This is a genomic window from Curtobacterium sp. MCSS17_015, assembly GCF_003234265.2.
Lineage (GTDB): Bacteria > Actinomycetota > Actinomycetes > Actinomycetales > Microbacteriaceae > Curtobacterium.
In genome coordinates this window covers 552674-576338 of record NZ_CP126256.1, presented here as the reverse complement: position 1 = coordinate 576338, position 23665 = coordinate 552674, and the positions used below count along the sequence as shown (strand labels likewise).

Genomic DNA, 23665 nt, shown 5'->3' with positions numbered 1-23665 from the left:
TGACCCTGAGATCGCAGCACAAGACCTCACGAAACCATCGATCAGAACGCATCCGGTCCGGTCCTGGTGGACAGGGGCAGTTCGACGGGGGTTCACTCTCGGTTCGTCATACCCCCATTCGGCACCCTTGAGGACAGTGATCACTCTCGCCCTGAACGGTGACGAGGGGTCGTGAACATCGCGTACGAAATGAGAACGACAATGGCCTCGATTGCGGTCGTGATTGCAACTGCCGGGCGCCCTGGCGCGGCGCGGGACATCATCACCACGCTCGAAGACAGCCGGATCCCAGACTTCATCGGGTTCCTGTCTGCCCCTGACGACTCCGACGTGCCTGACATGCCGATACCGGAGAAGTGGACTGTTTGCACGGGCGCTCGCGGCGCATCGAGTCAACGAAACAAAGCACTCGACATGATCCCCGAGACGGTGTCGTACGTTTTCTTCTTCGATGATGATTCGGTGCCACGCCACGACTACATCAGCAGCATGCTCGACGTTCTCGGATCAACCCCGGAAGCTGTAGCGGCGACCGGTCGAGTGGTACTGGACGGCGCAGCTGTAGGAACTGAATTTACGCTCGAGCAGTGTGAAAGGGCTCTGGTTGAGAGCCTTTTGCCCCCGACGAGTGTCACCTCACGACCAGTTGCACTCACCGACAGCCTCTACGGCTGCAACTTCTGCATCCGGTGGAAAGCCACCCACGATCTACGCTTCGACGAGGACCTGCCCCTGTACTCCTGGCTCGAGGATCTCGACTACGCCAAGCGAGCGCTTTCACGAGGACAGCTACTCCGGGTCGACAGCGCGGTGACTGCCCACAGAGGCTCCAGCACCGGAGGCAGGACCTCGCACCGTCGGTTCGGTTACTCCCAGATTGCGAACCCCCTTCACCTACGAAAGAAGAGGTCGTTGACAGTCGCCCAAACCGCCCGCGAGATGATGCGGCCGTCGCTGAAGAACCTCGCCCTGGCGCTCGTCCCTTCCGCCCGGTTTGCGTCGAGACGCTCGCGCCTTGCGGGCAACTTGCTCGCAGCCGGTCACGCCATGGTCGGTAGAGCCCACCCCTCAAAGATGCTCAATATCAAGGACGGCGACATCCGGGACGTCGAGCTCCGGTCGTGACCTGTGACGGCACCCCGCTCGCGGGAACCAGCGGGGTCCGCTTCGCCGTAGTTCATTCGACGAGAACTCCCCAGGAGTGGCATTGACCCATTCAGCCCCATCCGATCCGAGGATCCCGATCGTGGACCTTAGCAAGGCTCCCGGTCAACGCGAATCCTGGGATGCGCCGCGATGGAAGGTGTACCTCTGGGGTGCTGTGGAGCTGCTACTGGTCACCAACCCCTGGCAGGTCAGCTCCTCGTTACGCGTGCGTACGCTACGAGCCTTCGGTGCACGTATCGGTTCAAATGTCGTCTTCCGTCCACGCACCCGTGTTCGTTTCCCTTGGAAGTTGACCATCGGCGACAACTGCTGGATTGGCGAAGGTGCTTGGTTCCACAACCAGGACCACATCCGGGTCGGCGCAAATGTCGTCGTCTCCCAGGAGTCGTTCCTGACGACCGGCAGTCATGCGCATCGTCGCGACATGGCTCTGGTGACTCGTCCAATCCGCATCCACGACGGGGTGTGGCTGACGGCGAGATGTATCGTCCTCGGTGGGACTGAGATCGGGCAGTCAGTCCTCGCGAAGCCCATGACCATCGTCCAAGGGCGCGTGGCTCCGAACGCCGTGGTTGAAGGTCCGCGATGCGAGCCGGTCGGACAACGTTTCAAGTTAGGCGACTACGACGCGGGGAGATCGTGATGCGGGTTCTGCACGTTGTTTCGCTCATCAGTTCAGACGGTGCTTTCGGAGGACCGACACGAGTCTGCCAAAACCAATCGCAGGCTCTCCAGGCAACAGGTCACCAGGTGACCGTGGTGGCGGGCGCACGCGGTGGTGACGTTTCACCTCCGGCGATGATCGACGGCGTTCGGACTTTGATGTTCCGAGCGAGACGCGTACCCGGTCTGGGATTCGCTGGCATGTTCGCCCCCGGAATGGTGAGGTGGCTGCTCGAGCACAGCACGGACTTCGACGTAGCGCATGTCCATCTCGCTCGTGACCTCGTGACGCTTCCTGCAATGATGACGCTACTCAGGAGCGGGATACCTGTCGTCGTGCAGCCCCATGGCATGATCGACCCTTCACGGAAGCCGTTGGCCCGGCCGGTCGACGCCTGGGGTACTCGACCAGTTCTCCGGCGAGCCAGCGCAGTTCTCGCTTTGAATAATCGGGAACGCGACGACCTGAAGCTTGTGGCCCGCGACCTCCCGCAGCCAGTGGTCCTGCCGAACGGCGTGCCCGAGCAGAAGGCCCAGGATCGTCCACTTGGGACGGAGTTCGCCGAGGTGCTGTACCTGGCGCGTTTGCACGCACGGAAACGTCCCTTGTACTTCATCGAAGCAGCAAAGCGGCTTCATGGAAGTTTCCCGTCTACCCGGTTCACGCTCGTCGGACCAGACGAAGGCGAGGCGGCAGCTGTGCAGAGCGCCATCGGCGACCACACGAGCACGATGTCCTGGGAAGGACCCATCGACCCGGCCCGAACAATGGATCGCATGGCTCGATGCGACATCTACGTCTTACCAGCCGTCGACGAACCGTTCGGCATGACCGTCCTCGAAGCCATGTCCCTTGGTAAACCCGTGGTCGTGACAGAGTCATGCGGTTTGGCCGCGGCTGTTCGCCGTCATGAAGCAGGCATCGTGTCCCGGGACGACCCGGATGATCTCGCGCAGGCGATCGCCGAGCTTCTCGCAGATCCTGCCAAGCGCGCACGGATGGGTGAGCACGGGCGCACCGCGGTTAGGACCGAATTCGGGATGCCAGCGGTCGCCGCTCGACTCGGGGATATCTATCGGAAAGCAGTGCAACAGGTCCGATGAGACAGGTCTTCGCGACGACTTGGCAGCGTCTACGCCGGGCAGCCAACAATCCGCTCCTGCTCGCCCAGGCGTTCTCCAGCGTTTCGGGCGCGTTGGCGATGGTGATCGCGGTAGGGGTACTGACACCGCAACAATTCGCCATCTTCTCACTCCTCACCCTCATCAGTTCGACCAGTGTCGGGCTCGTACGAGCGAGTTTGACACGGCCAGCCCTGTTCCTTCTTCGTACCGATCCCGACGCCCGCGTGCCCTTCAGGTACGGACTCACCGCCAGCGTGGCCACCGCTATCCTGAGTATCCCCCTGATCTGGGCTCTCGGAGTGCGCTCTCTCGAATCTACGGCGCTGGTGACTGCGACCTTCGGGCTGCCGGTCTTCTACGACTGGTTGCGCAGTCGCTTCATAGCGGCAGACCGCAGGTGGCACGCTGCACTCGGCGATGCTGTGCGCCTGCTCGCGCTCGGCCCGGTCGTCCTTCTACAGTTCGGTGATCTGCAGTTCGATGCAGCGGGGCTGCAGGCAATCGTCGCGGCTACCGCTGGCTTGTCAGCAATCGTGTTGTGGTCGCGCCTGTGGACGATCCGGATCGCCCGCTGGACCCCCTATCGGGCGTACCGCCACCAGGCCCACCTCCAGTTCCTCGAATTCGCGGTCGGACAGCTTAACTCCACAATTCCGATGTTCGTCCTGGGCGGCCTCGGGGCATCGCAGCTCGTCGGAGGCTTCCGGTTCGCCCAAACGCTACTGGGGCCCATGAACCTCATCTTCGCTGCGACCTCGGCGAATTTCGTCGCCGACGGAGCAACCCGAGATTCCCACCGGAGCACGGCTTCGCTCCTTCAGAGAGGCCGACAGCTATCAACCCGATTGATCGTCATGTCTGCGGTTATTGTCGCGGGTATCATTTTGACGGTGCGGCTGCTTGGCATCAACCCGTCGGGCGTACAGTCTTCAGCTCTACAGGTCGGAGTGTTGCTCGTGGGGCTGGTCGCGATCAGTTCCGGCTGGGCCGGCATCCAAGGCGTGACCCTTCGACTGCTCGGACATCACGCTCTGGTCACCACGACACGGGCACTCCTCGTAGCAGCATCCTGGATTGGCTTCGTCATCGGTTTCGTCCTGGGCGGAGTAGACGCCAGCCTGGTGGCCGGCTTCGCCGCGAGCGCTGTCTGCTACCCCCTCATACTCGGCATACCCGCAGCGCGGCGTCTCCGAAAGATTGCCGTCCGGGAGCCCTCGCCGCCTCCGCTCGTCGACCAAACCACCGAGAGTGAAGCGATGACCGTTCCCAACGACACTCGAGAAGCCGATCGGAGACCCATTGATGACTGACCGGAAAACCGGGAGAAACTTGATCGCGGTGTCGCAACCGTTCGTGCCGGACTACCGCGTGCCCTTCTTCAACGAATTGGCTCGCCAGCTCTCTGCCGAAGGGTTCGAGCTGGAGGTCTGGCACGGAAGCCCCGGTGCCGAAATGCGCAAAGTAGGTAGCGCTCGTACCGGCCCGTGGAGCGTAGAAGTGCCGCAACTCCGGCTGCAGATGTTCGGCCGCACTCTCGCTCTCCGCCGTATCTGGAGACGAGCCCGAGGAGCCCGAGCAGTCGTGGCACCGTTCTCTGCCACTGCGCTGGAAGCTATACTCATCCTGTTCTTGGGCAGGACAAAGACGTTCCTTTGGGGACATGGTCGCTCATACGTGAACAAGGAGAATCGCGTAGGAAAAGCCATCAAGACCGCAATGGCTCGTCGCGCCCAAGGCGTGCTGGTCTACACCCCGAGCGCGGTAGCAGCGGTCGAGTCCATGGGTGTTCCGAGAAGTCGTGTCCGCGCAGTGTTCAATGCCACGGATACGGCGACACTGCGCCGCATGCGGGCAGGTCTGTCCTCGACAGACATCGAAGCGTTTCGGCACGCTCAGGAGATACCACCTGGGCCAGTCGGACTCTTCGTGGGCGCATTCATCGAGGCAAAGCGTCTCGATTTTCTCTTCAGTGCCATCGACCGCATCGTTGCGGCTGTCCCGAACTTCACAGCTGTGATAGCGGGGTCAGGGCCACAGCAGGAGTTCGTCTCCGCCCAGGCACATCGTCGGCGCCACGTCCAAGTGGTCCAGCGGCTCGACCAGGAGGAGCTGGTTCGCTTCTCCAGCGTGTCAGACATTCTGTTGATGCCGGGAAGGGTGGGACTCGTGGCGGTCGACGCGGTGGCCCTCGGACTTCCGGTGATCACAACGGACTGGCCTTTCCACGCACCGGAAGCCGAGTATCTCAACTCGTCGAACTCGATCCGTTCTGAGGATTCTGAGACCGAGTACGCCAACGTCGTCATCGACCTCCTCAGCGACACGGACCGGCTGCTGGAATTCCGCGAACGAACATGGGAAAGCGGCGAGTTCTACAGCGTCGAGGCGATGGCCGCACACTTCGTGGCCCATCTCAAGGATCAAAATGTCCTTCCATCGGGTAGGGGGCCGTCCGGTGAGGGGTGACGTGAGCAGGCTGAGGCGATCGGGCAGCGATTCAGTCGCCCTAGGTCGTCGAGTCGTGCGGAAGGCCGCTTGGTCGGTCCTGTCGAAGACGCTTGGGGCGATGACGCATCTCCTGCGTCGGCAGCGGCTTGTCGTCGTGAACGGGTTCCCCGCGCTCGAGGGGAACGCGGTACAGATCGTCAGGGAACTGCAGGACCGATACGACGGGCGCATCACGTGGATCGATGCTCCGTCGGAGCGTGAGCTCGCCGATCTCGGCCTCGTGCTGGCGCCGCACGTACGAACTGCCAAGTACTGGTCGTTCGCAGCTCTCTCCTCGTACGTTGTCGCAGAGGCGGTCTTCTACACCCACGGCCTCTACGGCAACCCTCGCCTCGCCCCGTCGCGTATTGTCATTAACCTGTGGCACGGACACGGGATCAAACGCGTCGACTATCCCGGCTACGCCACACACCTGGTCGTTCCGACGCAGATGCACGCCCAGACGCGAGCGTCTGCCTTCCGGGTCGATCCGGCCAATGTCATGATCGCCCTGCCTCCGCGGGCAACACGACTCCGAGAGCCAGCCACAGCCACGGCGCTGAAGAGGCTCGGGCTCAGCGAAAGACCATTCGTCGTCTGGATGCCGACCTATCGGAAGGCCGCGGTGAAGGAAGGCGCCAACGACGGATGGATTTCGACCACTGAAGACGTGGGCGGGCGCTCGACGGCCCAGGCGATCCAGGACGGTTTTGACGTGCTCCGCGCGAGGGGGATTGACGTGGTGGTTAAAGCGCACCCGGCGGACACCGTGAACCGCGACGTCCCCGGTGCGGTCAACATCTCGTCAGATCTTCTGACAGCCGCGGGGACGACGCTGTACAACGTACTGGGTGCCTCTGCCGGCCTCATTACGGATTACTCGTCCGTCTGGTTCGAGTACATCGCAACCCGAAGCCCCATCGCCTACTTCATGCCGGACAAGGTGGAGTACGTATCGACTCGCGGCGTTGTCCCCGGCGACGCCCTCGACTGGCTTCCGGGACCAGAGTTGCACGCCGCCGACGACTTCAACCGTCTCGCGGACGAGATCCTGAGTGGTAGGTGTTTCGAAGAGCACAGAGAACGATCGTCTGAGCACTTCGGATTGGTCGGCGATTGGTCGTTGCAGGCTTCAGTCCTCGATGAACTCGCAAAACGGCGCTTGATCCGGCTGCACCAGTAGGGTCACCTGATCGCGGAAGAAGGCTCATCACCGTGTAGATTTACCACTACACTGCGGCACGAACACCTCGTCGGCCGGGAAGGAACCGCTTCGTGAACTTTGGGCAACAAGGTCCCCTGATCGGCGTCGTCCTGGCGGGCGGAGTCGGGACACGCTTCGGAGCTGCTCAACCGAAACAGCTGGCACGGCTCTCCGGACACACGGTGCTCTCCTATTCCCTGCGCGCATTCGATGCTCATCCCGAGACCGAGCGAATCGTGATCGCCGCGAATCCGGAGTGGGGAGCAGAGATCGAAGAAGTCGTCAGCGATGCCGTACGACGCAAGCCCTGGAAGATAGTGGACGCCGGCGAGCATCGCAACGGCTCCGTACTCAACGCGATCGCCTCCGTCGAATCTGATGATGCGCGCTTGTTGGTGCACGACGGGGTGCGGCCCCTCGTTGATCACTCCTTGATCAATCGCGTCGTGGAAGCACTCGAGCATGCGGACGCGGTGATTCCGGTCATCGATTCGATCGATCCCATCGTGAAGACCCGGGGCAACAAGGTCGTCAAGTTCACGCGACGGTCTACGCATCTCCGGGGTCAGTCCCCGCAGGGGTTCTGGCTCAAGACGCTCCGCGAGGCTTTCGCGCGGAGCAGCGCGGAAGAGCAACAGACCTTTGGAACCGTGTTCGAACTCTTGCAGAACGCCGACCCCTCTGCACGAATCACAACCGTCGACGGGGATATGAACAACATCAAGATCACCGTGCCGGTTGACCACATGATCGCGGGACAGCTCCTCCTCAACTGGGGTCGATAGAGCCTGACGACAATCACCTGCATCCCGGTGTGCAACCTCCACCACACGTGAGTTGGTCGCGCTCCGCCTCGCGGAACACGCACCCGCCCGCGGACCGAGAGCCTGTTGACCAGTAGCATGAGGGAATGTTCCGCCCACCTGCCGGTCCGATCGACAAGTTCTACGCGTGGGCCATCCTCGCTCAGAAGAAGCGCATCGTCGGGCCCATCCTTCGACAGGCCCTGAAGTTCCGCGGAATAGACATCCCGGCGAAGACCCTTGACCCAGGTACCGGCCTCATCCTCCGGCATGCTGGAAGCGTGGTAGTGCACGGTTTGACGCGGATCGGCAGGAACGTGATGCTGCACCAGGGCGTCACGGTCGGGCGGTCAGACATCTGGCAAGAGCCCGATCCAGATTTCAAGGGATTCGTCCTGGCGGACAACGTAATCCTGGGCGCCAATGCGGTCGTGGTCGCGAAGAGCGGCACCTTGGTCGTCGCGGAGGGAACTGTTGTCGGAGCCAATTCAGTGCTGACGAAGAGCACCAGCCCCTGGGAAATCTGGTCTGGAGTGCCAGCCCGGAAGACGGGCACTAGGCCGCACTGAAAGAGTTCAACCTCGAGTCAGTCGCACGATGATCCGCAGCACGGGGCCCCGTTGAGGGATGTCCCGCCCTTCGGCCTGATCGGCGCCTCTGGAAGCTAGAGTAGTCGCCCGGTCAGGAACGTGATTCAGCAGCTTGTGTCGCCATCTTTCGCTGGGAACCGGCAATGAGAGCCAGAGAGTACCCGAGCAGGGCCGGCCAGAATGTATACCGTTCCGTGAACCCATTGTTCAGGAGACCGAGGAGCGGAACCAGCGAGGCCGAGATCACACAAGCCGTGACCATGAACTCCGAGCGGTACTGGAGCATCACAGAGATCGGTCTGAAGACAAAAACGGTGTAGATGGCCAAGAACACCGCCCCGCCGGACACAAGAAGAACGAGTGGCGCCAGCTCCCCGACCCAAGCACCCAATCCGGCTCCCGCCAAAGGGTGAGTAAGAAACGCCTCCCATCCCTCGCTCAGTGCCTGTACACGTGCGGTGTTGCTCGCGGTTGAGCCGGAATCCGACGCGAATCTCGTTCCTGCGATGAGTCCCGGGCCGTAGATCGTTGCGGTCGCGGACGCGAGCAGGACGAGAGGGAGAACCCATCTCAGGGCATGAGCACGCATCGCTACGACGCATCCGCAGAGCAAGACGGCCACGAAGCCGACCAGGAGACCGGCGCGTGACCCTGATTGATACAGGGCTACGCCACACAAAACGAGCCCCAGGACCCGCGACAACACAGAACCGAATCGGGCCCTTGCCGGCACGAGCAGTGCGAAGGGGAGTGCCAACACCAGAGTCTGGGCCAGGGCGTTCGGATGACTTGTGAGTCCAGCGAAACGTGACGAGCCATTCAGTTGCACCAAATCACCCACGGCGAGGATGCCGGCGCTCTGACCAAGAGCGTATGCAGCACTAATTGCGATACCGAGCAGCCACCAACCGACAATCCGCTGGAGACCCCGGTGCCCCAGGGTTGTGTTGGCGATGCACAGTACTGCGACACACACTGTAGACAGCGCGATCCGCAATAACATCTGCGACGGACTGATGCCCTCAATCGTGTCGATCGTCCCGTTGATCGGGCGTCCAAAGATTATGACGTCACGCGCCATGAGGACCAACGCCAAGAGGGCCGGAAGCACCATCCATCCCTTGATCAAAGCGACACGGGAGCCGGCCGATAGCAGTGCCGACAGCGCGCCGAGGATGAGGCAGATATCAGCGAGGGTCACTCCGCCGACGCGGACAGCACTCCAACTTGATGTGAGCGCAGCAGCTACCGTCAGGAAATGAACAGCTCTAGTAGGAGAATCCGCTCTCGACAGTGCATGCGCAGCTAGCGGGTCATTTAGTGAAATGGTTCTGCCCTGTCCCGTCACTTGAGCAAGGTCCCCTTCATCAATAGGCCCCTTGCGAATGCATCACAGCGCGCGCAGTCCGCCACAGGATGGTCAAGTCACCGACCAGAGACCAGTTCTCTACGTAGTAGAGGTCCAGCCGCACCGAGTCCTCCCACGAAAGGTCCGACCGACCGCTGACTTGCCACAGGCCCGTCATGCCCGGCTTGACCAGGAATCGCCGGTGCACGTGCACGTCGTACCGCTCAACCTCGCGAGAGAGCGGCGGACGAGGTCCGACGAGGGACATGTTGCCGATGAAGACATTGAACAGCTGCGGCACCTCGTCCAAGCTGTAGCGCCGCATGTAGGCACCGACGCGAGTCACACGAGGATCATTCTTCATCTTGAACAGGACGGAGTTGCCCTCGGCGCGGTCGAGAGCGCTGAGTTCCTGGAGCCGAGCTTCGGCGTCGACGACCATCGACCGGAACTTGATCATGTGGAACATGGTGCCGTTCAGGCCGACGCGCTCCTGCCGGAAGAAGACTGGCCCCGGCGACGTCAGCTTCACCAACAGGGCCAGGACCAACAGCAGCGGCGACAGCACGAGGATGAGCACCGAGGACCCGAGCAGGTCGAACGCCCGCTTCGTGTAGAGCTTTCGCCCCGAGTAGGTCGGCGTCTCGACGTGGATCAGCGGCAGGCCCTGCACCGGGCGGGTGTGGATGCGCGGGCCACCGATGTCGGTCAGGCTCGGGGCGACGACCAGGTGCTGCCGGCCGGGCTCGAGCGACCAGCTGAGCTGCCGGACACGCTCAGGCGGCAGGTCGTCGGCGCTGGTGATGACGACGGTGTCGGCACCCGTCTCGGCCAGGGCCTCGGTCAGGTCGTCGAACCCGCCGAAGCTCTGCACGGTCGAGCCGGGCAGGACGCCTCGCGTCCCCGCTGAGACGGCCGCGCCCACGACGCGGTAGCCGGCTTCCGGCGACCGGCCGAGCTCACGCGCCAGGTGCAGGACGCTGCTGGTCGAACCGACCAGCAGGACCTTGGCGGAGTAGTTCCCCCGCTTCCGCTCGGCGACGAGCCACTGGCGCCATATCCACCGCGACAGCAGCAGGACGAGGATGCCGACCGGGAACGCGATGAGGATGTACCCGCGGGCCAGGTCCACGTGCAGCAGGTAGGCGGCGATCGCCAGGACCCCGAACACTCGCACGCTCGAGTCCGCCACCAGGCGGTACTCGGTGCTGCCGACGCCGATGACCCGGTGGCCGCGGGTGTCGTACAGCGCGAGGGCGCTCATCCACACGGCGATCACGACGATGGAGATCCCGGTGTAGCTGAGGCGCAGGTCGGCGGTGTTCGTCGCCAGGTTCGAGTCGAGCCCAAGCCAGGCGATCTGCACGCCGAAGACGACCCAGAAGAGCGCCAGGAGGTCGGTGACCAGGACGCGGCGCGAGTAGGACCGGCTCCATTCTTCGGTGGAGCCAATGGGAGCCGAGACCCGCAGCACGCCCGCCGTCATGTCCACCACCGGGTCACCATGTGACGCCGCCGTCCACCGAGACGGAGACGGAGTCGCCGGCCCAGAGCCAGATGCTCTCCCCGACGCGATCCAGGCTGATCGGGCCGGTCGTCCTCGCGTCGGCATCGCAGCCGACGGCAGGCGTGCCGGTCTCCGGCGTCACGCCGATCGCCGTCATCGAGGCAATTTCGACGCCCTCGCACGCTTCGGCACCGACACGGGCCAACAGGTACTCGTCGCCGTTGTCCGCCATCGCGCGGACCCCACCCACCGATACGTCGACCCACGCGCCAGCGCCGGACCGCCACTCGACCTGCTCGTCACAGATGACGACTGAGGTCTGCTGCCCCTGGTACGCCTCGATCGGGTCGGTGCAGGGCGGCTCCACGACGCCGGTGGACGTGACGACGCCGGCGGTCGAGATGCCGGCACCGGCTGCGCCGGGGGTGCCGTCCGTCCAGGTGGCGCCGTCGTCGGCGCTGGTTCGGACGGTGGGGGTGCACTCCGCACCGATGCCCGCCAGGATCGCCAGGTCTGTACTCGAGGCCCGGATCGCCATCACCGTTGACACGTCCGGTCCGAGCGCGACCGGCACCCACGTCACCCCACCGTCCACGGTGTGTTCGAGGGTGGTTGCGGCACCGCCGCACGTCGCACCACCGGAGGCGCGCCACGCCTCCTGGCCGTCTACCGCGGACAGGAAGCGACGCGTGTCGCCCGCCGCGTCCGCAGACGGAGTGGGGGTCGGACTGGTGCTGGCGTCGGGACGAGCGGAGAAGGTGGGGATGGGGCCCGCCTGGTCACCGGCGTTCGGCGCGGTGCGACCGAGCGCGAGCGTGACGAGCGCGATGTCGATGACCACCAGCACGACGACCACGACGGCGACCCAGACGAGGGTCGACCGTGTCACCGTCGAGCCGAGGTTTCGGGTTCCCCGGCGAGTGTCCATGTCCCCCGACCTCGTCTCAGCGCTCGGCGCGGCTCAGTGCGCCGAGCTTCTTCCCGCCGCGCTTGGGCGGCTTGACCTTCGGCGTGCTCGCGTCCTCTTCGAGCCCGTAGCCGTACCCGTAGCCGTACCGGCCGTAGCCGTAGGCGCCCGGACCGCGGACCGGCATCATCGTGATGACGTACCCGGCGATCGGTGCGCCGACGTTCTCGAGCGCCGAGACGGCGGCGGCGAACTGGCCCTTGTGCGTCTTGCCCGACGCCACGGCGACGATCGCGCCGGACGCCTTCTTCGACAGGATCGCGGCGTCGGTGACGGGCAGCAGCGGCGGGGCGTCGAACAGCACGTAGTCGAACTCGCCCTCGAGTCGCTCGATGAGGTCCTGCATGGCACGCGATCCGAGGAGCTCCGACGGGTTCGGCGGGATCTGGCCGGCGGGGAGCACGACGAGGTTGCCGCGGCCCCAGGGCTGTGCGACGTCCTCGAGCTCGGCGCGGCCGATGAGGACGTCGGTGAGCCCGGCGTTCGTGTCGACGTCCATGTACTCGGCCACGCGGGGACGGCGCAGGTCGGCGTCGATGAGGATGACGCGGAACCCGGCGCTGTCGAGCGCGATCGCCAGGTTGGCGACCGTGGTGCTCTTGCCCTCGGACTGGACGGAGGACGTCATCACGAAGGTGCGCGAGCCGGTGCCGAGGTCGAGGAACTGCAGGTTCGTGCGGAGCGTGCGGAAGGACTCCGCCCGAGGGCTGCGCGGGTCGACCTGCACGATGAGCGGACGCTCGGACGCCTTGCTGTCGAACGCGATGCCGCCGACGACGGGCTTGTCGCTGATCTTCTCGACGTCCTGCTCGGTGCGGACCCGGTTGTCGAGGGTCTCGCGGAGGACGGCGATGCCGACGCCGAGCGCGAGCCCGACCAACAGGCCCAAAGCCACGTTGACCGGCACGTTCGGGCTCACCGGGACGCTCGGCACGTCGGCTTGCTTGACGCGGGTGAGCTTGACGGTGCTGGTGCCGTCCGCATCGGTCGCCTCGATGTTCTCGACGACGTTGGTGAGGCTCTGCGAGGCCGCGTTCGCGATGTCGGCTGCGCGCACGGGGTCGATGTCATTCACCGCGATCGAGATGAGAGTCGTGTCCGTCGGCGCGGTCGCGGACACCATCGTCGCGAGCTGGTCGGCGTTCATGTCGAGCTGGAGCTTCGAGATGACCGGCAGGAGCACGATCGGCGTGGACACCAGGTTGGAGTACGTCAGGACACGCTGCTGCGTGAAGGTGTTGCCCTGCGCCAGGTCACTCGCGCTGCCCGACGTCTCCGTCGACACGAACACCTGCGCGGACGCCGAGTAGACCGGCTTCTTCAGCAACGAGAAGCCCGCTGCCGCGGCCACTCCGACGAGTGCCAACACCAGGATGAGGACCCACCCCTTGCGCAACACTGTGATGTAGTCGCGTAGTTCCACGCGGCCCGCCTTCCCCGACGATTCCGCCGCTCTCCTGTGGTCCCAGCACAGGTGCACCGGGGATGTCCCGGTGTACGGCATTCAAATAGTGCCACATGATCGAGCAACGCTCGGCTGTGTCGTGTGTTCCGGTCGTCGCGTCCTCTACGGTGACCCCATGAGCACCGAGTCCGACGTCAAGCACGCCGAGCCCGACACCAGCCGCCAGCGTGACCTGGTCATCCTGCTCGTCGCCCTCGGGGTGGCGGTCATCCTGGCCCGTGTCGTCGGCGGCGTGAGCCGCAGCGGGGGCATCCCGTCGCCCGTCCTGCAGGTGCTCGCGGCCGACCTCGCCGTCTGGCTGCCCCTGGTGGCGGGGATCGTCTGGGTGCTGCGGCGGTCGCCGAACCCGGGCCGTGGCCGGATCCTGCGGCTCGAGATCGGGGACGCGATCTTCGCGATCGGCATCGTCATTCTGGTCCGCGTGTTCGACGCGTTCCTCGGGATCGCGTTCGGCGGCAGGACCGGCCTGGAGCCCGTCCCCACCCTCGGGACGCCGGACATCACGCTGCTCGTGGTGTCGGCGATCGGCATCGTGCTGGTCAGCCCGTTCCTCGAGGAGGTCTTCTTCCGCGGGCTGTTCCAACGCCGGATGGCCGAGGAGCTCACCCCGCGCACACGCTTCATGGCCGTGCTGCTGACCGCGTTCTTGTTCGCCGTGCTGCACGTCCTGCTCGGCGCCGGGACGACCCAGCTCGACGGCTTCCGGGTGTTCCTGACGACCTTCGCGCTCGGGTCCCTCACCGGCACGCTCGTCGCCATGACGAACCGGCTCGGTGGCGCGGTCCTGGCGCACGTCCTCTTCAACGCGGTGGCGGTCGTCGCGACCTGGCCGCGCTGACCATCACGCTGCCGTCGACGCTCGATCAGAGTGACGCCGTGGGCTCCGTGGATGTCCCGACCGCGGACGGCGCATCGGCTTCGGTGCGGTGCTCCTGGGCGTAGGTCCGTGCGCGACGGATCCGGCGCACGGTCAACGGCACCGTGACGAGCAGGACGACGACCATCGCGGTGAGGACGACGGCCGGGAGCACACCGAGGTCGCCGCGGATCGCCGTCGACACGAACTGGAACGCGATCCCGACGTACAGGAGACCGAGGAAGACGAGCTGGAACTGCAGGGCGAGCGGAGCCAGACGGGCGTACTCGACAGCACCGCGCTGCTCGGCCTCGTCGAGCGGGAGGGGCTTGCCCCCGAGGACGACCTTCCCGAAGCGATGCACCCGACCGATGTCACGACCGGCCGTGTCCCGGAGCGCGCGGCCGTACGGGAGTGACACGACGGCGGCCGCCATCGCCGTCGCCGTGAAGGTCAGCTGCCCGGCGAGCAAGACGGTCTGCGCGAGTTCCGAGCCGTCGTCGCCGCCGAGCGCGATGAGCAGCGCAGCCCCGATCGACGTGACCATCGCCGCGACGACGAACGTGACGGCGATCGGACGGACCTTGCGACGGACGACCCCAGCGTCCGCGATCGACGATCCCGGCGTCTCGGGGATCGGGCGCTCCGTTCGTCGGAACAGCGCGCCGAGGGGCCGCGCGCTCGCGAGCAACACCGCCGTGCCGATCGCCAGGACGACCGGCACCCAGATCGGGGCCTGAGCCGACAGCGCCGCGAGCACCACGATCACCACGGCGGCGGCGTCGATCGCGACCACGCCGGAGAACCACCGGCCCAGGAACCGACGGCTCTCCGTTGACGACCGGTGGTCCCAGGAGCCGGCGAGCGCCCCGATGATGACCGGACCCATCACGAGGAACGGCGAGGTGGTGGCCGCCGCGATCAGGAGACCCTCGGATGCGTCCCGGAGCTGGAAGCCGACGAGCAGCCCGGCGCCCAGGGACAGCGCCGTCGTGATGATGATCGTCAGCAGGAAGATCAGGACTCGCAATGGTGCTCCTTCGAACGGGCGGCTCAACTTCCTCATCATGGCCCGCGTCGCGTCGCGTCGCGCTGGCCCGGTCCCCGCGCTCGCCCTCGCGGCCGCCAGCGCGAGGGCGTCCTGATCCGGTGATCCGGGCCTCCTGTCCGGTCCGCTGAGCGCGACCGCGAACCCTCCGGTCTCCTGTCGGACTTCCCTGAACCGCCTGTGAGCTTTACTCTTTCCCACGTTGTAACGCGGGCGGCCAGGGGGTGCTCGCGCAACGACCTCACCCAGATCGCTGTCGGCCTCCCGCTGACGAACGACCGGACGACGACGTCCACGAGGAGCACACCTTTGCGTCCCACTCTCATCTCGACCCGGAGGCGCCGACGCGCACTCGGGTCGTCCCTCGCCGGAGCTCTGGTCGGCGCTCTCGCGCTCGGCGGCCTCGGCATCTCCGCCCTGCCGGCAGCCGCCGCGCCGGACGCCCGCACCGTGGTGTCGGGAGACGCCCGCTTCCAGGTGCTCTCCCCCACCCTGATCCGGACCGAGTACGCCGGTGACGCCCAGTTCATCGACCAGGGCACGTTCAACGTCATCGGTCGCGACGACTTCGCCGCGACGCCGTTCACGCAGACGCGGGCGGACGGCTGGCTGACGCTGAGCACCGGGAAGATGACGGTCAAGTACCGCGAGGGGTCCGGGGACTTCACCCAGGACAACCTCCAGGTCGAGCTGACGTCGTCCACTGGCCAGGCCGTCACCGGCACCCCGTGGGTGGCCGCCGAGACGCCGGACTGCACGATCGGGTCGCTCTGCGAGGCCGAGACGCTCGCGCTGCAGGGCGTGGCACCGGCGAAGGACCACGGCGGGTACACCGGCAGCGGTTTCGCGGCCGGGTTCGAGTCCGTCGGCAACACGATGACGTTCCGCACCACCGTCGCCGAGGCCGGCAGCTACGACCTCGCCATGCGGTACGCGAACTCGCAGGGCGGCGACGGCAAGGTCGAGACCCGCACCCTGAGCATCGTCGTCGACGACGCGGCGCCCGTGACGCTGCGCCTGCCGGCCGGCGCGAACTGGGACGAGTGGAAGCAGACCACGGCGGCCCTCGACCTGACCGCCGGCACCCACACCGTGCGCATCGAGCGCACCGCCGCCGACTCGGGCCGCGTCAACATCGACAGCCTGGCGATCGTCCCGTCCGGTGCCGACTACCCGGCACCGACGGCAGCCTCCGACGGTGAGGACTGCGCGTTCGGCGCGGTGTGCGAGGCCGAGGAGGCCGGACGCGCCGGCAACGCGCAGGTCGCCACCGACCACAACGGGTTCTCGGGCGACGGCTTCGCCTCCGGGCTGTGGGGCGGCGCGGACTCGGCGCTGACCACGCACGTGACGGGCGTGCCGAAGGCGGGCGACTACGCCCTGCAGGTCCGGTACGCGAACGGCACGGCGAACTCCCCGGAGCTCACCGTCGCCCCGGCCGGCCAGGAGGCCACCACCGGCAGCCTCGCCCCCACCAGCGGCTGGGACTACTGGAACACCACCACGATCCCGGTGCACCTGGCAGCGGGAGCGAACGACGTCACGCTCGGCTGCCCGACCGTCGAGAACAACTGCAACGTGAACATCGACACCATCGCGGTCGTCGACCAGTCGTCACCGCTGCTCACCGCGCACGCCCCGCTCGGCGGGTACCGACGCGACCTCGACACGGCGAACGGCTCCGTGAAGACCAACCCCGGCCTGCTCTACCAGGACGGCTGGTCGCTCCTCGACGACACCGCGTCGGCGCTGTACGACACCGCCACCGAGCAGACCACCCCCCGCGGTGACCACGGCGGCGAGGGCTACCAGGACGGCTACGTGTTCGGGTACGGCACCGAGTACACGACGGCACTCAAGGACCTCGCGACCCTGACCGGGCCGTCGAAGCTCCTGCCCCGCTGGGCCTACGGCGTCTGGTACTCGGAGTACTACGACCGCTCGCAGGAGGACTACCTCGCGATCGCGAAGCGCTTCCAGGACGAGGGCGTGCCCGTCGACGTGATGGCGATCGACACCGACTACAAGACCGGCAGCACCACGAACCAGGGCGACAGCAAGTGGAACGGCTGGTCGGTCGACCCGGCCCGTATCCCCGACATGACGAGCCTGCTCGCCGACTGGCACGAGCAGGGCATCCACAACACGCTCAACATCCACCCGTCGATCTCGGGCAGCGACCCGGAGTTCGCGACGGCGCAGGCCACCGCGAAGGGCAAGCTCACCAAGGGCGACGGCGACCGTTACCTGTTCGACTGGTCCGACCCCGACCAGCTCAAGGCCTACTTCGAGCTCCACGACACCCTGCAGCCCGAGGGCGTCGACATGTGGTGGCTCGACTGGTGCTGCAGCGAGAACTCGAAGTACTCCGCCAACGGCGTCACGCCGGACTCGTTCATCAACCAGCAGTACGCGAAGTACACGGACGAGCAGCTCGAGGGCCGCGGTCTGGCGTTCTCCCGCGCGTACGGCTCGCTGACCGCGGGCGGCTACGGCAACCCGCAGGCCGTGCCCACCGGGCCGTGGGCGGACAAGCGCACCACGCTGCACTTCACCGGTGACACCACCTCCAGCTGGCAGGAGCTCGCGGCGCAGGTCGGCTACACGCCGGGTGAGTCGGCGGCCACCGGCCTGTCGGCGATCAGCCACGACATCGGCGGACACAACGGTGGCCAGTACGGCATCGAGGGTGCCGAGCCCGGCACGACGCAGCTCCCGCCGGACATGTACGCCCGCTGGGTGCAGTTCGGCGCCTTCCAGCCGATCGACCGCCTGCACAGCAACCACAGCGACCGCCTGCCCTGGCAGTACCCGGCCGAGGCGAACGCGTCGGCGAAGCAGTTCCTCAACCTCCGCGAGGACCTGCTCCCCCTGACGTACACCCTCGCCGCCGACGCCTCGCGCACGGGCACCCCGATGCTGCAGCCGCTCTACCTGCAGTACCCCGAGGCACAGGAGTCCTACGCGCAGGCCGGCAAGGAGTACCTGTACGGCGAGGACGTCCTGGTCGCCCCGGTGACCACGGCGAACGGCGACGACGGCACCGCGACCACCTCGGTGTGGTTCCCGGCCGGTGACACCTGGACGGACTGGTTCACGGGGAAGACGTACGAGGGCGGGACCACCGCCGACGTCACGACGGACCTGACCACCATGCCGGTCTTCGTCCGGAGCGGCGGCATCGTCCCGACCCGCTCGCACCACGTCGCGAACGACGCCGCACCGCTCGACGCGGTCACGGTGACCGTCGCGGCCGGCGCGGACGGCACGTTCGCCCTGCACGAGGACTCCGGCGAGGGCCAGCCCGCCGCCGCAGCCGGCGCCTCGGCCCGTGCGGCCGGGAACTCGGCCGCGACCGCCATGCGGTTCACCCAGCAGGCGGACGGCGGGACGCTCGACATCTCCCCCGTCGACGGCTCGTTCGACGGTCAGGTGCGCGAGCGCTCCTGGACGGCGACGTTCACGAACGCCGAGCGTCCGCAGACGGTCACGGTCGACGGAGCCCCCGTCGCCGCGTCCGAGTGGACGTACGACGCCGACAGCCGCACCCTCACGGTGCCGGTCGCCGAGCGCTCGGTGACGGACCGGACCGTCGTGCGGTACTCGACGCTCGCGGCCGCTGTCCCGAGCCTCCAGGTCGAGGACCCGCGCGTCACCGCCGGTGACACGCAGACCGTCACCGGCACCGGGTTCCCGGCGGACGCGACGGTCACGCTGGCGACGACGCCCGACCTGGGCGACGACGTCACCGTGCGCACGGCCGCCGACGGGTCCTTCACGGCCGAGCTGGCCGTGCCGGCGACGGCCGCCGCCGGTCGCGTCGCAGTGACCGCCTCGGTGGGCGGAGTGGTCCTCGCCCGCGCCGCCTTCACCGTGGTGGCCGCTCCCCCGACGGCGTCGCCGTCGCCGACCCCCGCGCCCGGCACCGGTCCTGGTGCCGGCGGCCCGGGGACCGGTGGCCCCGGTGCCGGTGGCCCTGGTGCCGGTGGTTCCGGTGCTGACGGCTCCGGTACTGGTGGTTCCGGTGCGCAGCCCGTCGGCGACCAGCCGGGAAGCTCCGGTGCGGACCGCGACGGTGCCCTCGCCTGGACCGGTGCGAACGTCGTACCGATCGGCATCCTCGCCGTGGTGCTCCTCGCCGCGGGCGGGCTGCTCCTCACGCAGCGGATGCGGCGCCGCCGCGCGGAGTGAGCCGGACGGGCTGGGCGCGCGACGCTGAGCCCGAGGTCGGACGACGGCGGGGTACCCGGGAACGGGTGCCCCGCCGTCGTCGTCCTGGCCCCTCTTCGGGACGCCACACCGGCATGGCCCAGCCCGAACCAGTAGCCTGCCGTGAGCATGCCTCGCCCAACCAGCGTCATCGACAACCCCCTCGTCCGGCAGGCCCCGATCAGCGGCCTGCTGGCCCTCGGTGCGCTGTGCAGCCTGGTGCTGCCGTCGCTCGCGGTCACGCACATCGAGCTCTTCCTCGCGAGCCTCGTCGCCACCGCGGTCGCGACACTGCTCGCCGCGTTCGCCCTGCGCTTCCCCCGGGCACTCCCCCTGGTGCCGATCCTGCTGGCCGTCGACTTCGTGTCCATCGCCCTGTTCCGCACCGGCACGGGTGCCGGAGCGTCGGTGTTCACGTCTCTCGTGGTCCTCCCCGTGGTGTGGTGGGCGTCCCTCGAGGGTCGGCGCACGATCCTCTACTCGGTCATCGGCGTGACCTTCGTCATCCTCGCCCCGTTCGCGCTCCTGCCGGGCAACCCCCCGCGTCCCAACGAGCTCGTCCGCCTCGGCATCACCGTGATCGTGTTCGGCACCGTCGCCGTCATCGTGCACGAGCTGTCCCGCCGTGCCCGACGCTCCGTGATCTCCGCCCAGGCCCGCGAGGACAAGGTCCGCGCCGAGATCAGCCGGGCCGCCGCCGTCCAACGCTCGCTCCTGCCGACCTCGAGCGACCACATGGGCCACGCGGTCACCGTCGCCGGGGCCTGCCTGCCGGCCAAGAGCGTCGGCGGGGACTTCTACGACTGGTACCGGACCCGGGGCGGCATCGCCGTCAGCCTGGGGGACGTGATGGGCAAGGGCGTCGGCGCCGGCCTCATCGCCGCGGCCGTCCGGGCCACGATCCGGAGTGCCCGCACCGTCGACGACGCGTCCGAGGCCCTGCGCCGAGCCTCCGACGGCCTCGCCGCCGAGGGCGCCGGCACCGACGTCACCTTCACCACGCTGTTCCACGCCCGGATCGACGACGACGGCACGCTGCAGTGGGCGGACGCCGGGCACGGGCTGAGCTTCGTCCTCCGCGCCGACGGCGGCGTGGAGCGCCTGCGCTCGGTCGACCTGCCGCTCGGGATGGGCCTCCGCGACGAGTGGGCGACCACCACCGGCATCCTCGAGCCGGGCGACCTGCTCATCTCCTTCAGCGACGGCGTCCTCGACCTGTTCGGCGGGCGCGACGACGCCGTCGACTCGGTCGCCGAGCTGGCCGGCACGACGCGGGAGCCGGCGGCGATCGTCGCAGCGCTCACCGAGCGGGCCGCCGCCGTGCCGCACGACGACGACGTGACCGTCATCGCGATCCGCCGCGAGGCCATCGCCACCGAACCCACCGAAGTGGCGGCTGCGCCGCTGACGCGCTCCGCCTGACGAGCAGGCCTGGTCCGGGCCGCGGCGGGCGGGCCTGGTCCGCGCAGATCGGGCGGGCTCGTTCCGCGCTCAGCGACGCCGTTCGTGGTCGCGTGCGCGAGCGGTGTCACCCGACGCGGACGGTGCCGGACGGGAGGCCCCGCGCGGTCCCGCCACGAGCCTCCCGTCCGGATCAGGCGGACCAGTCAGGACGGACGAAACCGCTCTCGTAGGCGAACACGACGGCCTGCACGCGGCTGGTCGCGCCGACCTTGCCGAGGACGCTGCTGATGTGCGTCTTCACCGTGGCCTCGCTGATCCAGAGGTCCTTCGCGATCTGCGCGTTGCTGGCACCGCGGACCAGGGCGCCGAGGACCTCTCGCTCCCGGGCGCTCAGCGTCGCGAGGGCCGACGCGTGCGCGGTCGGTGGGGCCGGCGCTGCGGGGCCTCCGGCGGCGGGGGTCGTGAGCAGCCGGTTCTCGAGCAGCGCGCGGGTCATCGAGGGCGCGATGAGGGTGTCCCCGGTGAGTGCGGCGCGGACCCCGGCCGCGATGAGGTCGGGTCCGGCGTCCTTGAGCAGGAACCCGAGCGCCCCGGCACGGACGGCGTCGAGCAGGTACTCCTCGTCGTCGAAGGTGGTGAGGATGACGACGGCACCCGCGGTCCCCTCGGACACGATCGTGCGGGTGGCGGCGATGCCGTCGAGCACCGGCATCCGGACGTCCATGAGCACGACGTCCGGGCGGAGCTGAGCGCACACGGTGACCGCCTCGGCGCCGTTCTGGGCCTGACCGACGACGGTCAGGTCCACCTCGGCGTCGACCATCATGCCGAGCCCGGTCCGGACGACCGCCTGGTCGTCGACGATCACGACGCGGATCACGGGGCCACCACCTGGCGGTCAGCGGGCGAGGCAGCGGCAGCGGCAGCGGGAACGGTGGATGCCTGGCCCCGTGCCGCAGCCGGAGCCGGAGTGGTCGACCGGGCCGCGACGGACGACCGGGGCGAGGTCGGCTCGGTCGCGGGCGTGCCCACAGCCGGAGCCGCGTCCGCCCCTCGGACCTCGCGCGGGGCCTCCAGGGTGACCCGCCACCCGCCGCCGTCGACCGGACCGGCGTCGAGCACCCCGCCGATCGACGCGGCGCGCTCGCGCATGCCCCGGATGCCGGCCCCACCCGCGGCGAGCGCCGGCACCCTCGGGCTGCCGTCGGTCCCGCCGTCGTCCAGGACCTCGAGGCGGATGCGGTCCTCTGACGCTGCGAGGGTGATCCGCACCGAGGAGCCGTCGGAGTGCACGAGCGTGTTCGTCAGTGCCTCTTGGCAGACCCGGAGCACGGCGAAGTCCTGCATGACGCCCAGACGTCCCGGCACGCGGAGGTCGACATCGACCCGGACGCCGGTCGCCCGCACGCGCTCGGCGGCGTCCTCGATCGCTGCCCGCAGCGACAGCGGTGCGTCGGTCGTGCCGCCGTCCCCACCGGCACGGAGGACCCGGACCACCTTCCGCATCTCGGACAACGCCTGCTGCCCCGTGCCCGCGACCCATGAGGCGTACTCCGCGAACTCGGCCTGGTCGGCGACCCCGACGCGCACGAGGGCCTGGGACCGGACGACGATGGCGGCCATGTGGTGGGCGACGACGTCGTGCACCTCGCGGGCGACCGCGGTCCGCTCCTCCGACGCGATCCGGGCCTGGTCGGCTTCCCGCAGGCGCACGAGCTCCTCGTTCCGGCGCTGCAGCACGAGCTCGGACCGCCGGCGTCGTGCGGTCGCGCGGCCGAGGAAGGAGCACGCGACGAGCAGGATCCCCATCAGGACGACGGTCGACCAGTCCGCGTTGCTCGACCAGACCCGCCAGTCCCCGAGCACGGGAATCCAGTCCTGGACGGGGACGAAGGCCAGCGGCAGGAACATCGCGAGCGCGGTCGGGACCGCTGCGACGGCGAGCACCGCGAGCACCCGGCGGCCGGCGGCACATGCCAGGTAGACGGCGATGACGAGCGGGATGAGTCGGACCTGGAGGACGTCGAAGGTCCACGACGGCCACGCGACGACGACTCCGACCACCGCGAGCAGCGGGTACGGCAGGCGCTGCCCCACGGCGATGCACACCGCGACGAGCAGCGCGGTCAGCCGGTAGTCGTCGAGCCGGGTCGGGTACCACCCGGCCCGGTGCAGCCCCTCCATCGCGATGAGGGCGACCGCGAGGAACGCCACCCCCGCGAGCGCGGACCGCACCCACGGCGGGATCGGCAGAGGGCGCATGGCGAGAGGCTAGCCGCCGCTGCCCGCGTCGCGCCTCCTCCGAAGGTCGGAGTCGTGACCGGGTCGATCAGTCGGACGGCCGGGAGGCCCAGCCGATCTGCCGATGCGGTCACCGTCCGCCTCGCCGCAGGCTGGTGCTGCCGCACTCGGCGGCCGACCGGACGGAGCACCTGATGCAGAAGAAGACCGCAGCCACCCTGGCCACGCTGGCCCTCGTCGCCGCCATCGCCGCCACCGGCGTCGCCGCGGCGACCGTCGCCAGCCCGGACGCGTCCGGGACGGAGGGCGGCTCCGTCCGGACGAGCGGGACGTCCACGGTCGTGCAGACGACGGCGGCGACTGCTGACGAGGACGAGGACGGGTGGCAGGGGCAGCTGCCGGACGCCGACCGCTTCCGCGAGCTCTCGCACACCGACCAGCGAGCGGTGTTCATGCGCGTCGACCGGCTCATCGGGGACCTCCGCGGAACGGGGGACGGTGCCGGGCTCGTCGCGCAGCTCACCGGCTACCGCAGCGAGATCGAGCGCGCTCGCGGGTGACCGGATGACGGGCGGGAGGCG

Annotated in this window: 19 protein-coding genes; 12 read left to right on the top strand and 7 right to left on the bottom strand. The window is 67.9% G+C overall.

Translation table 11 applies throughout. The features are described from left to right. The first annotated feature begins 171 nt into the window (after positions 1-171). The 8 genes from DEJ18_RS02715 (at position 172) to DEJ18_RS02680 (ending at position 8018) form a co-directional block, all read left to right on the top strand. Positions 172-1125: a glycosyltransferase family 2 protein gene (locus tag DEJ18_RS02715; protein WP_111209456.1), complete on the top strand. Its 954-nt coding sequence runs from the start codon at positions 172-174 to the stop codon at positions 1123-1125. Between the two features lie 121 nt (positions 1126-1246). Beyond that, entirely contained in the window at positions 1247-1810 is a 564-nt protein-coding gene (locus DEJ18_RS02710; RefSeq protein ID WP_258376827.1) for an LbetaH domain-containing protein, read from the top strand. After that, positions 1753-2934, top strand: a complete 1182-nt coding sequence (locus DEJ18_RS02705) for a glycosyltransferase (protein WP_349775053.1) — start codon at positions 1753-1755, stop codon at positions 2932-2934. Before DEJ18_RS02710 ends, DEJ18_RS02705 begins: the two co-directional genes overlap by 58 nt. Continuing rightward, a complete protein-coding gene (locus DEJ18_RS02700; protein ID WP_111209454.1) occupies positions 2931-4265 on the top strand; it encodes an MATE family efflux transporter in 1335 nt (444 codons plus the stop codon). Before DEJ18_RS02705 ends, DEJ18_RS02700 begins: the two co-directional genes overlap by 4 nt. Further along, positions 4258-5421: a glycosyltransferase family 4 protein gene (locus tag DEJ18_RS02695; protein ID WP_111209453.1), complete on the top strand. Its 1164-nt coding sequence runs from the start codon at positions 4258-4260 to the stop codon at positions 5419-5421. Before DEJ18_RS02700 ends, DEJ18_RS02695 begins: the two co-directional genes overlap by 8 nt. 100 nt (positions 5422-5521) lie before the next feature. Next, entirely contained in the window at positions 5522-6625 is a 1104-nt protein-coding gene (locus tag DEJ18_RS02690; RefSeq protein ID WP_181434103.1) for a CDP-glycerol glycerophosphotransferase family protein, read from the top strand. A gap of 92 nt (positions 6626-6717) precedes the next feature. Next, positions 6718-7431 carry an IspD/TarI family cytidylyltransferase gene (locus DEJ18_RS02685; protein WP_181434102.1) on the top strand — a complete coding sequence of 238 codons (714 nt, stop codon included), beginning with the start codon at positions 6718-6720 and terminating at the stop codon, positions 7429-7431. A 125-nt stretch (positions 7432-7556) separates the two neighbouring features. Beyond that, positions 7557-8018 (top strand): LbetaH domain-containing protein, encoded by a 462-nt coding sequence (locus DEJ18_RS02680; protein WP_111209450.1) that lies wholly within the window; start codon positions 7557-7559, stop codon positions 8016-8018. A gap of 112 nt (positions 8019-8130) precedes the next feature. Here DEJ18_RS02680 and DEJ18_RS02675 read toward each other — a convergent pair whose 3' ends face one another. The 4 genes from DEJ18_RS02675 to DEJ18_RS02660 form a co-directional block, all read right to left on the bottom strand. After that, positions 8131-9240, bottom strand: coding sequence for an O-antigen ligase family protein (locus DEJ18_RS02675; RefSeq protein WP_111209449.1), 1110 nt, complete (start codon positions 9238-9240; stop codon positions 8131-8133). Positions 9241-9406: 166 nt separating this feature from the next. Then, positions 9407-10873 carry a sugar transferase gene (locus DEJ18_RS02670; RefSeq protein WP_111209707.1) on the bottom strand — a complete coding sequence of 489 codons (1467 nt, stop codon included), beginning with the start codon at positions 10871-10873 and terminating at the stop codon, positions 9407-9409. Positions 10874-10886: 13 nt separating this feature from the next. Beyond that, a complete protein-coding gene (locus DEJ18_RS02665) occupies positions 10887-11783 on the bottom strand; it encodes a beta propeller repeat protein (protein ID WP_111209448.1) in 897 nt (298 codons plus the stop codon). A gap of 55 nt (positions 11784-11838) precedes the next feature. Continuing rightward, complete coding sequence (locus tag DEJ18_RS02660) at positions 11839-13284, bottom strand: tyrosine-protein kinase domain-containing protein (RefSeq protein ID WP_111209447.1); 1446 nt, start codon at positions 13282-13284, stop codon at positions 11839-11841. A 157-nt stretch (positions 13285-13441) separates the two neighbouring features. Between DEJ18_RS02660 and DEJ18_RS02655 the strand changes: the two genes are divergently transcribed. After that, positions 13442-14164 carry a CPBP family intramembrane glutamic endopeptidase gene (locus DEJ18_RS02655; protein ID WP_111209446.1) on the top strand — a complete coding sequence of 241 codons (723 nt, stop codon included), beginning with the start codon at positions 13442-13444 and terminating at the stop codon, positions 14162-14164. 25 nt (positions 14165-14189) lie between these two features. Here the strand turns inward: DEJ18_RS02655 and DEJ18_RS02650 are convergent, their stop codons facing one another. After that, positions 14190-15212, bottom strand: a complete 1023-nt coding sequence (locus DEJ18_RS02650) for a hypothetical protein (RefSeq protein ID WP_111209445.1) — start codon at positions 15210-15212, stop codon at positions 14190-14192. Between the two features lie 327 nt (positions 15213-15539). Between DEJ18_RS02650 and DEJ18_RS02645 the strand changes: the two genes are divergently transcribed. After that, complete coding sequence (locus DEJ18_RS02645; RefSeq protein WP_220034281.1) at positions 15540-19421, top strand: TIM-barrel domain-containing protein; 3882 nt, start codon at positions 15540-15542, stop codon at positions 19419-19421. Positions 19422-19568: 147 nt separating this feature from the next. Next, positions 19569-20861, top strand: a complete 1293-nt coding sequence (locus DEJ18_RS02640; RefSeq protein WP_111209444.1) for a PP2C family protein-serine/threonine phosphatase — start codon at positions 19569-19571, stop codon at positions 20859-20861. Positions 20862-21033: 172 nt separating this feature from the next. Here the strand turns inward: DEJ18_RS02640 and DEJ18_RS02635 are convergent, their stop codons facing one another. Next, the gene (locus DEJ18_RS02635; protein WP_111209443.1) at positions 21034-21723 is read right to left on the bottom strand and encodes a response regulator; all 690 of its coding nucleotides are present in this window, start codon (positions 21721-21723) and stop codon (positions 21034-21036) included. Further along, the gene (locus DEJ18_RS02630; protein ID WP_111209442.1) at positions 21720-23105 is read right to left on the bottom strand and encodes a sensor histidine kinase; all 1386 of its coding nucleotides are present in this window, start codon (positions 23103-23105) and stop codon (positions 21720-21722) included. The genes DEJ18_RS02635 and DEJ18_RS02630 overlap by 4 nt, the downstream gene beginning before the upstream one ends. Positions 23106-23278: 173 nt before the next feature. On the opposite strand from DEJ18_RS02630, the gene DEJ18_RS02625 reads away from it, so the two are divergent. Then, the gene (locus tag DEJ18_RS02625; RefSeq protein ID WP_146241461.1) at positions 23279-23644 is read left to right on the top strand and encodes a hypothetical protein; all 366 of its coding nucleotides are present in this window, start codon (positions 23279-23281) and stop codon (positions 23642-23644) included. Positions 23645-23665 lie beyond the last annotated feature (21 nt).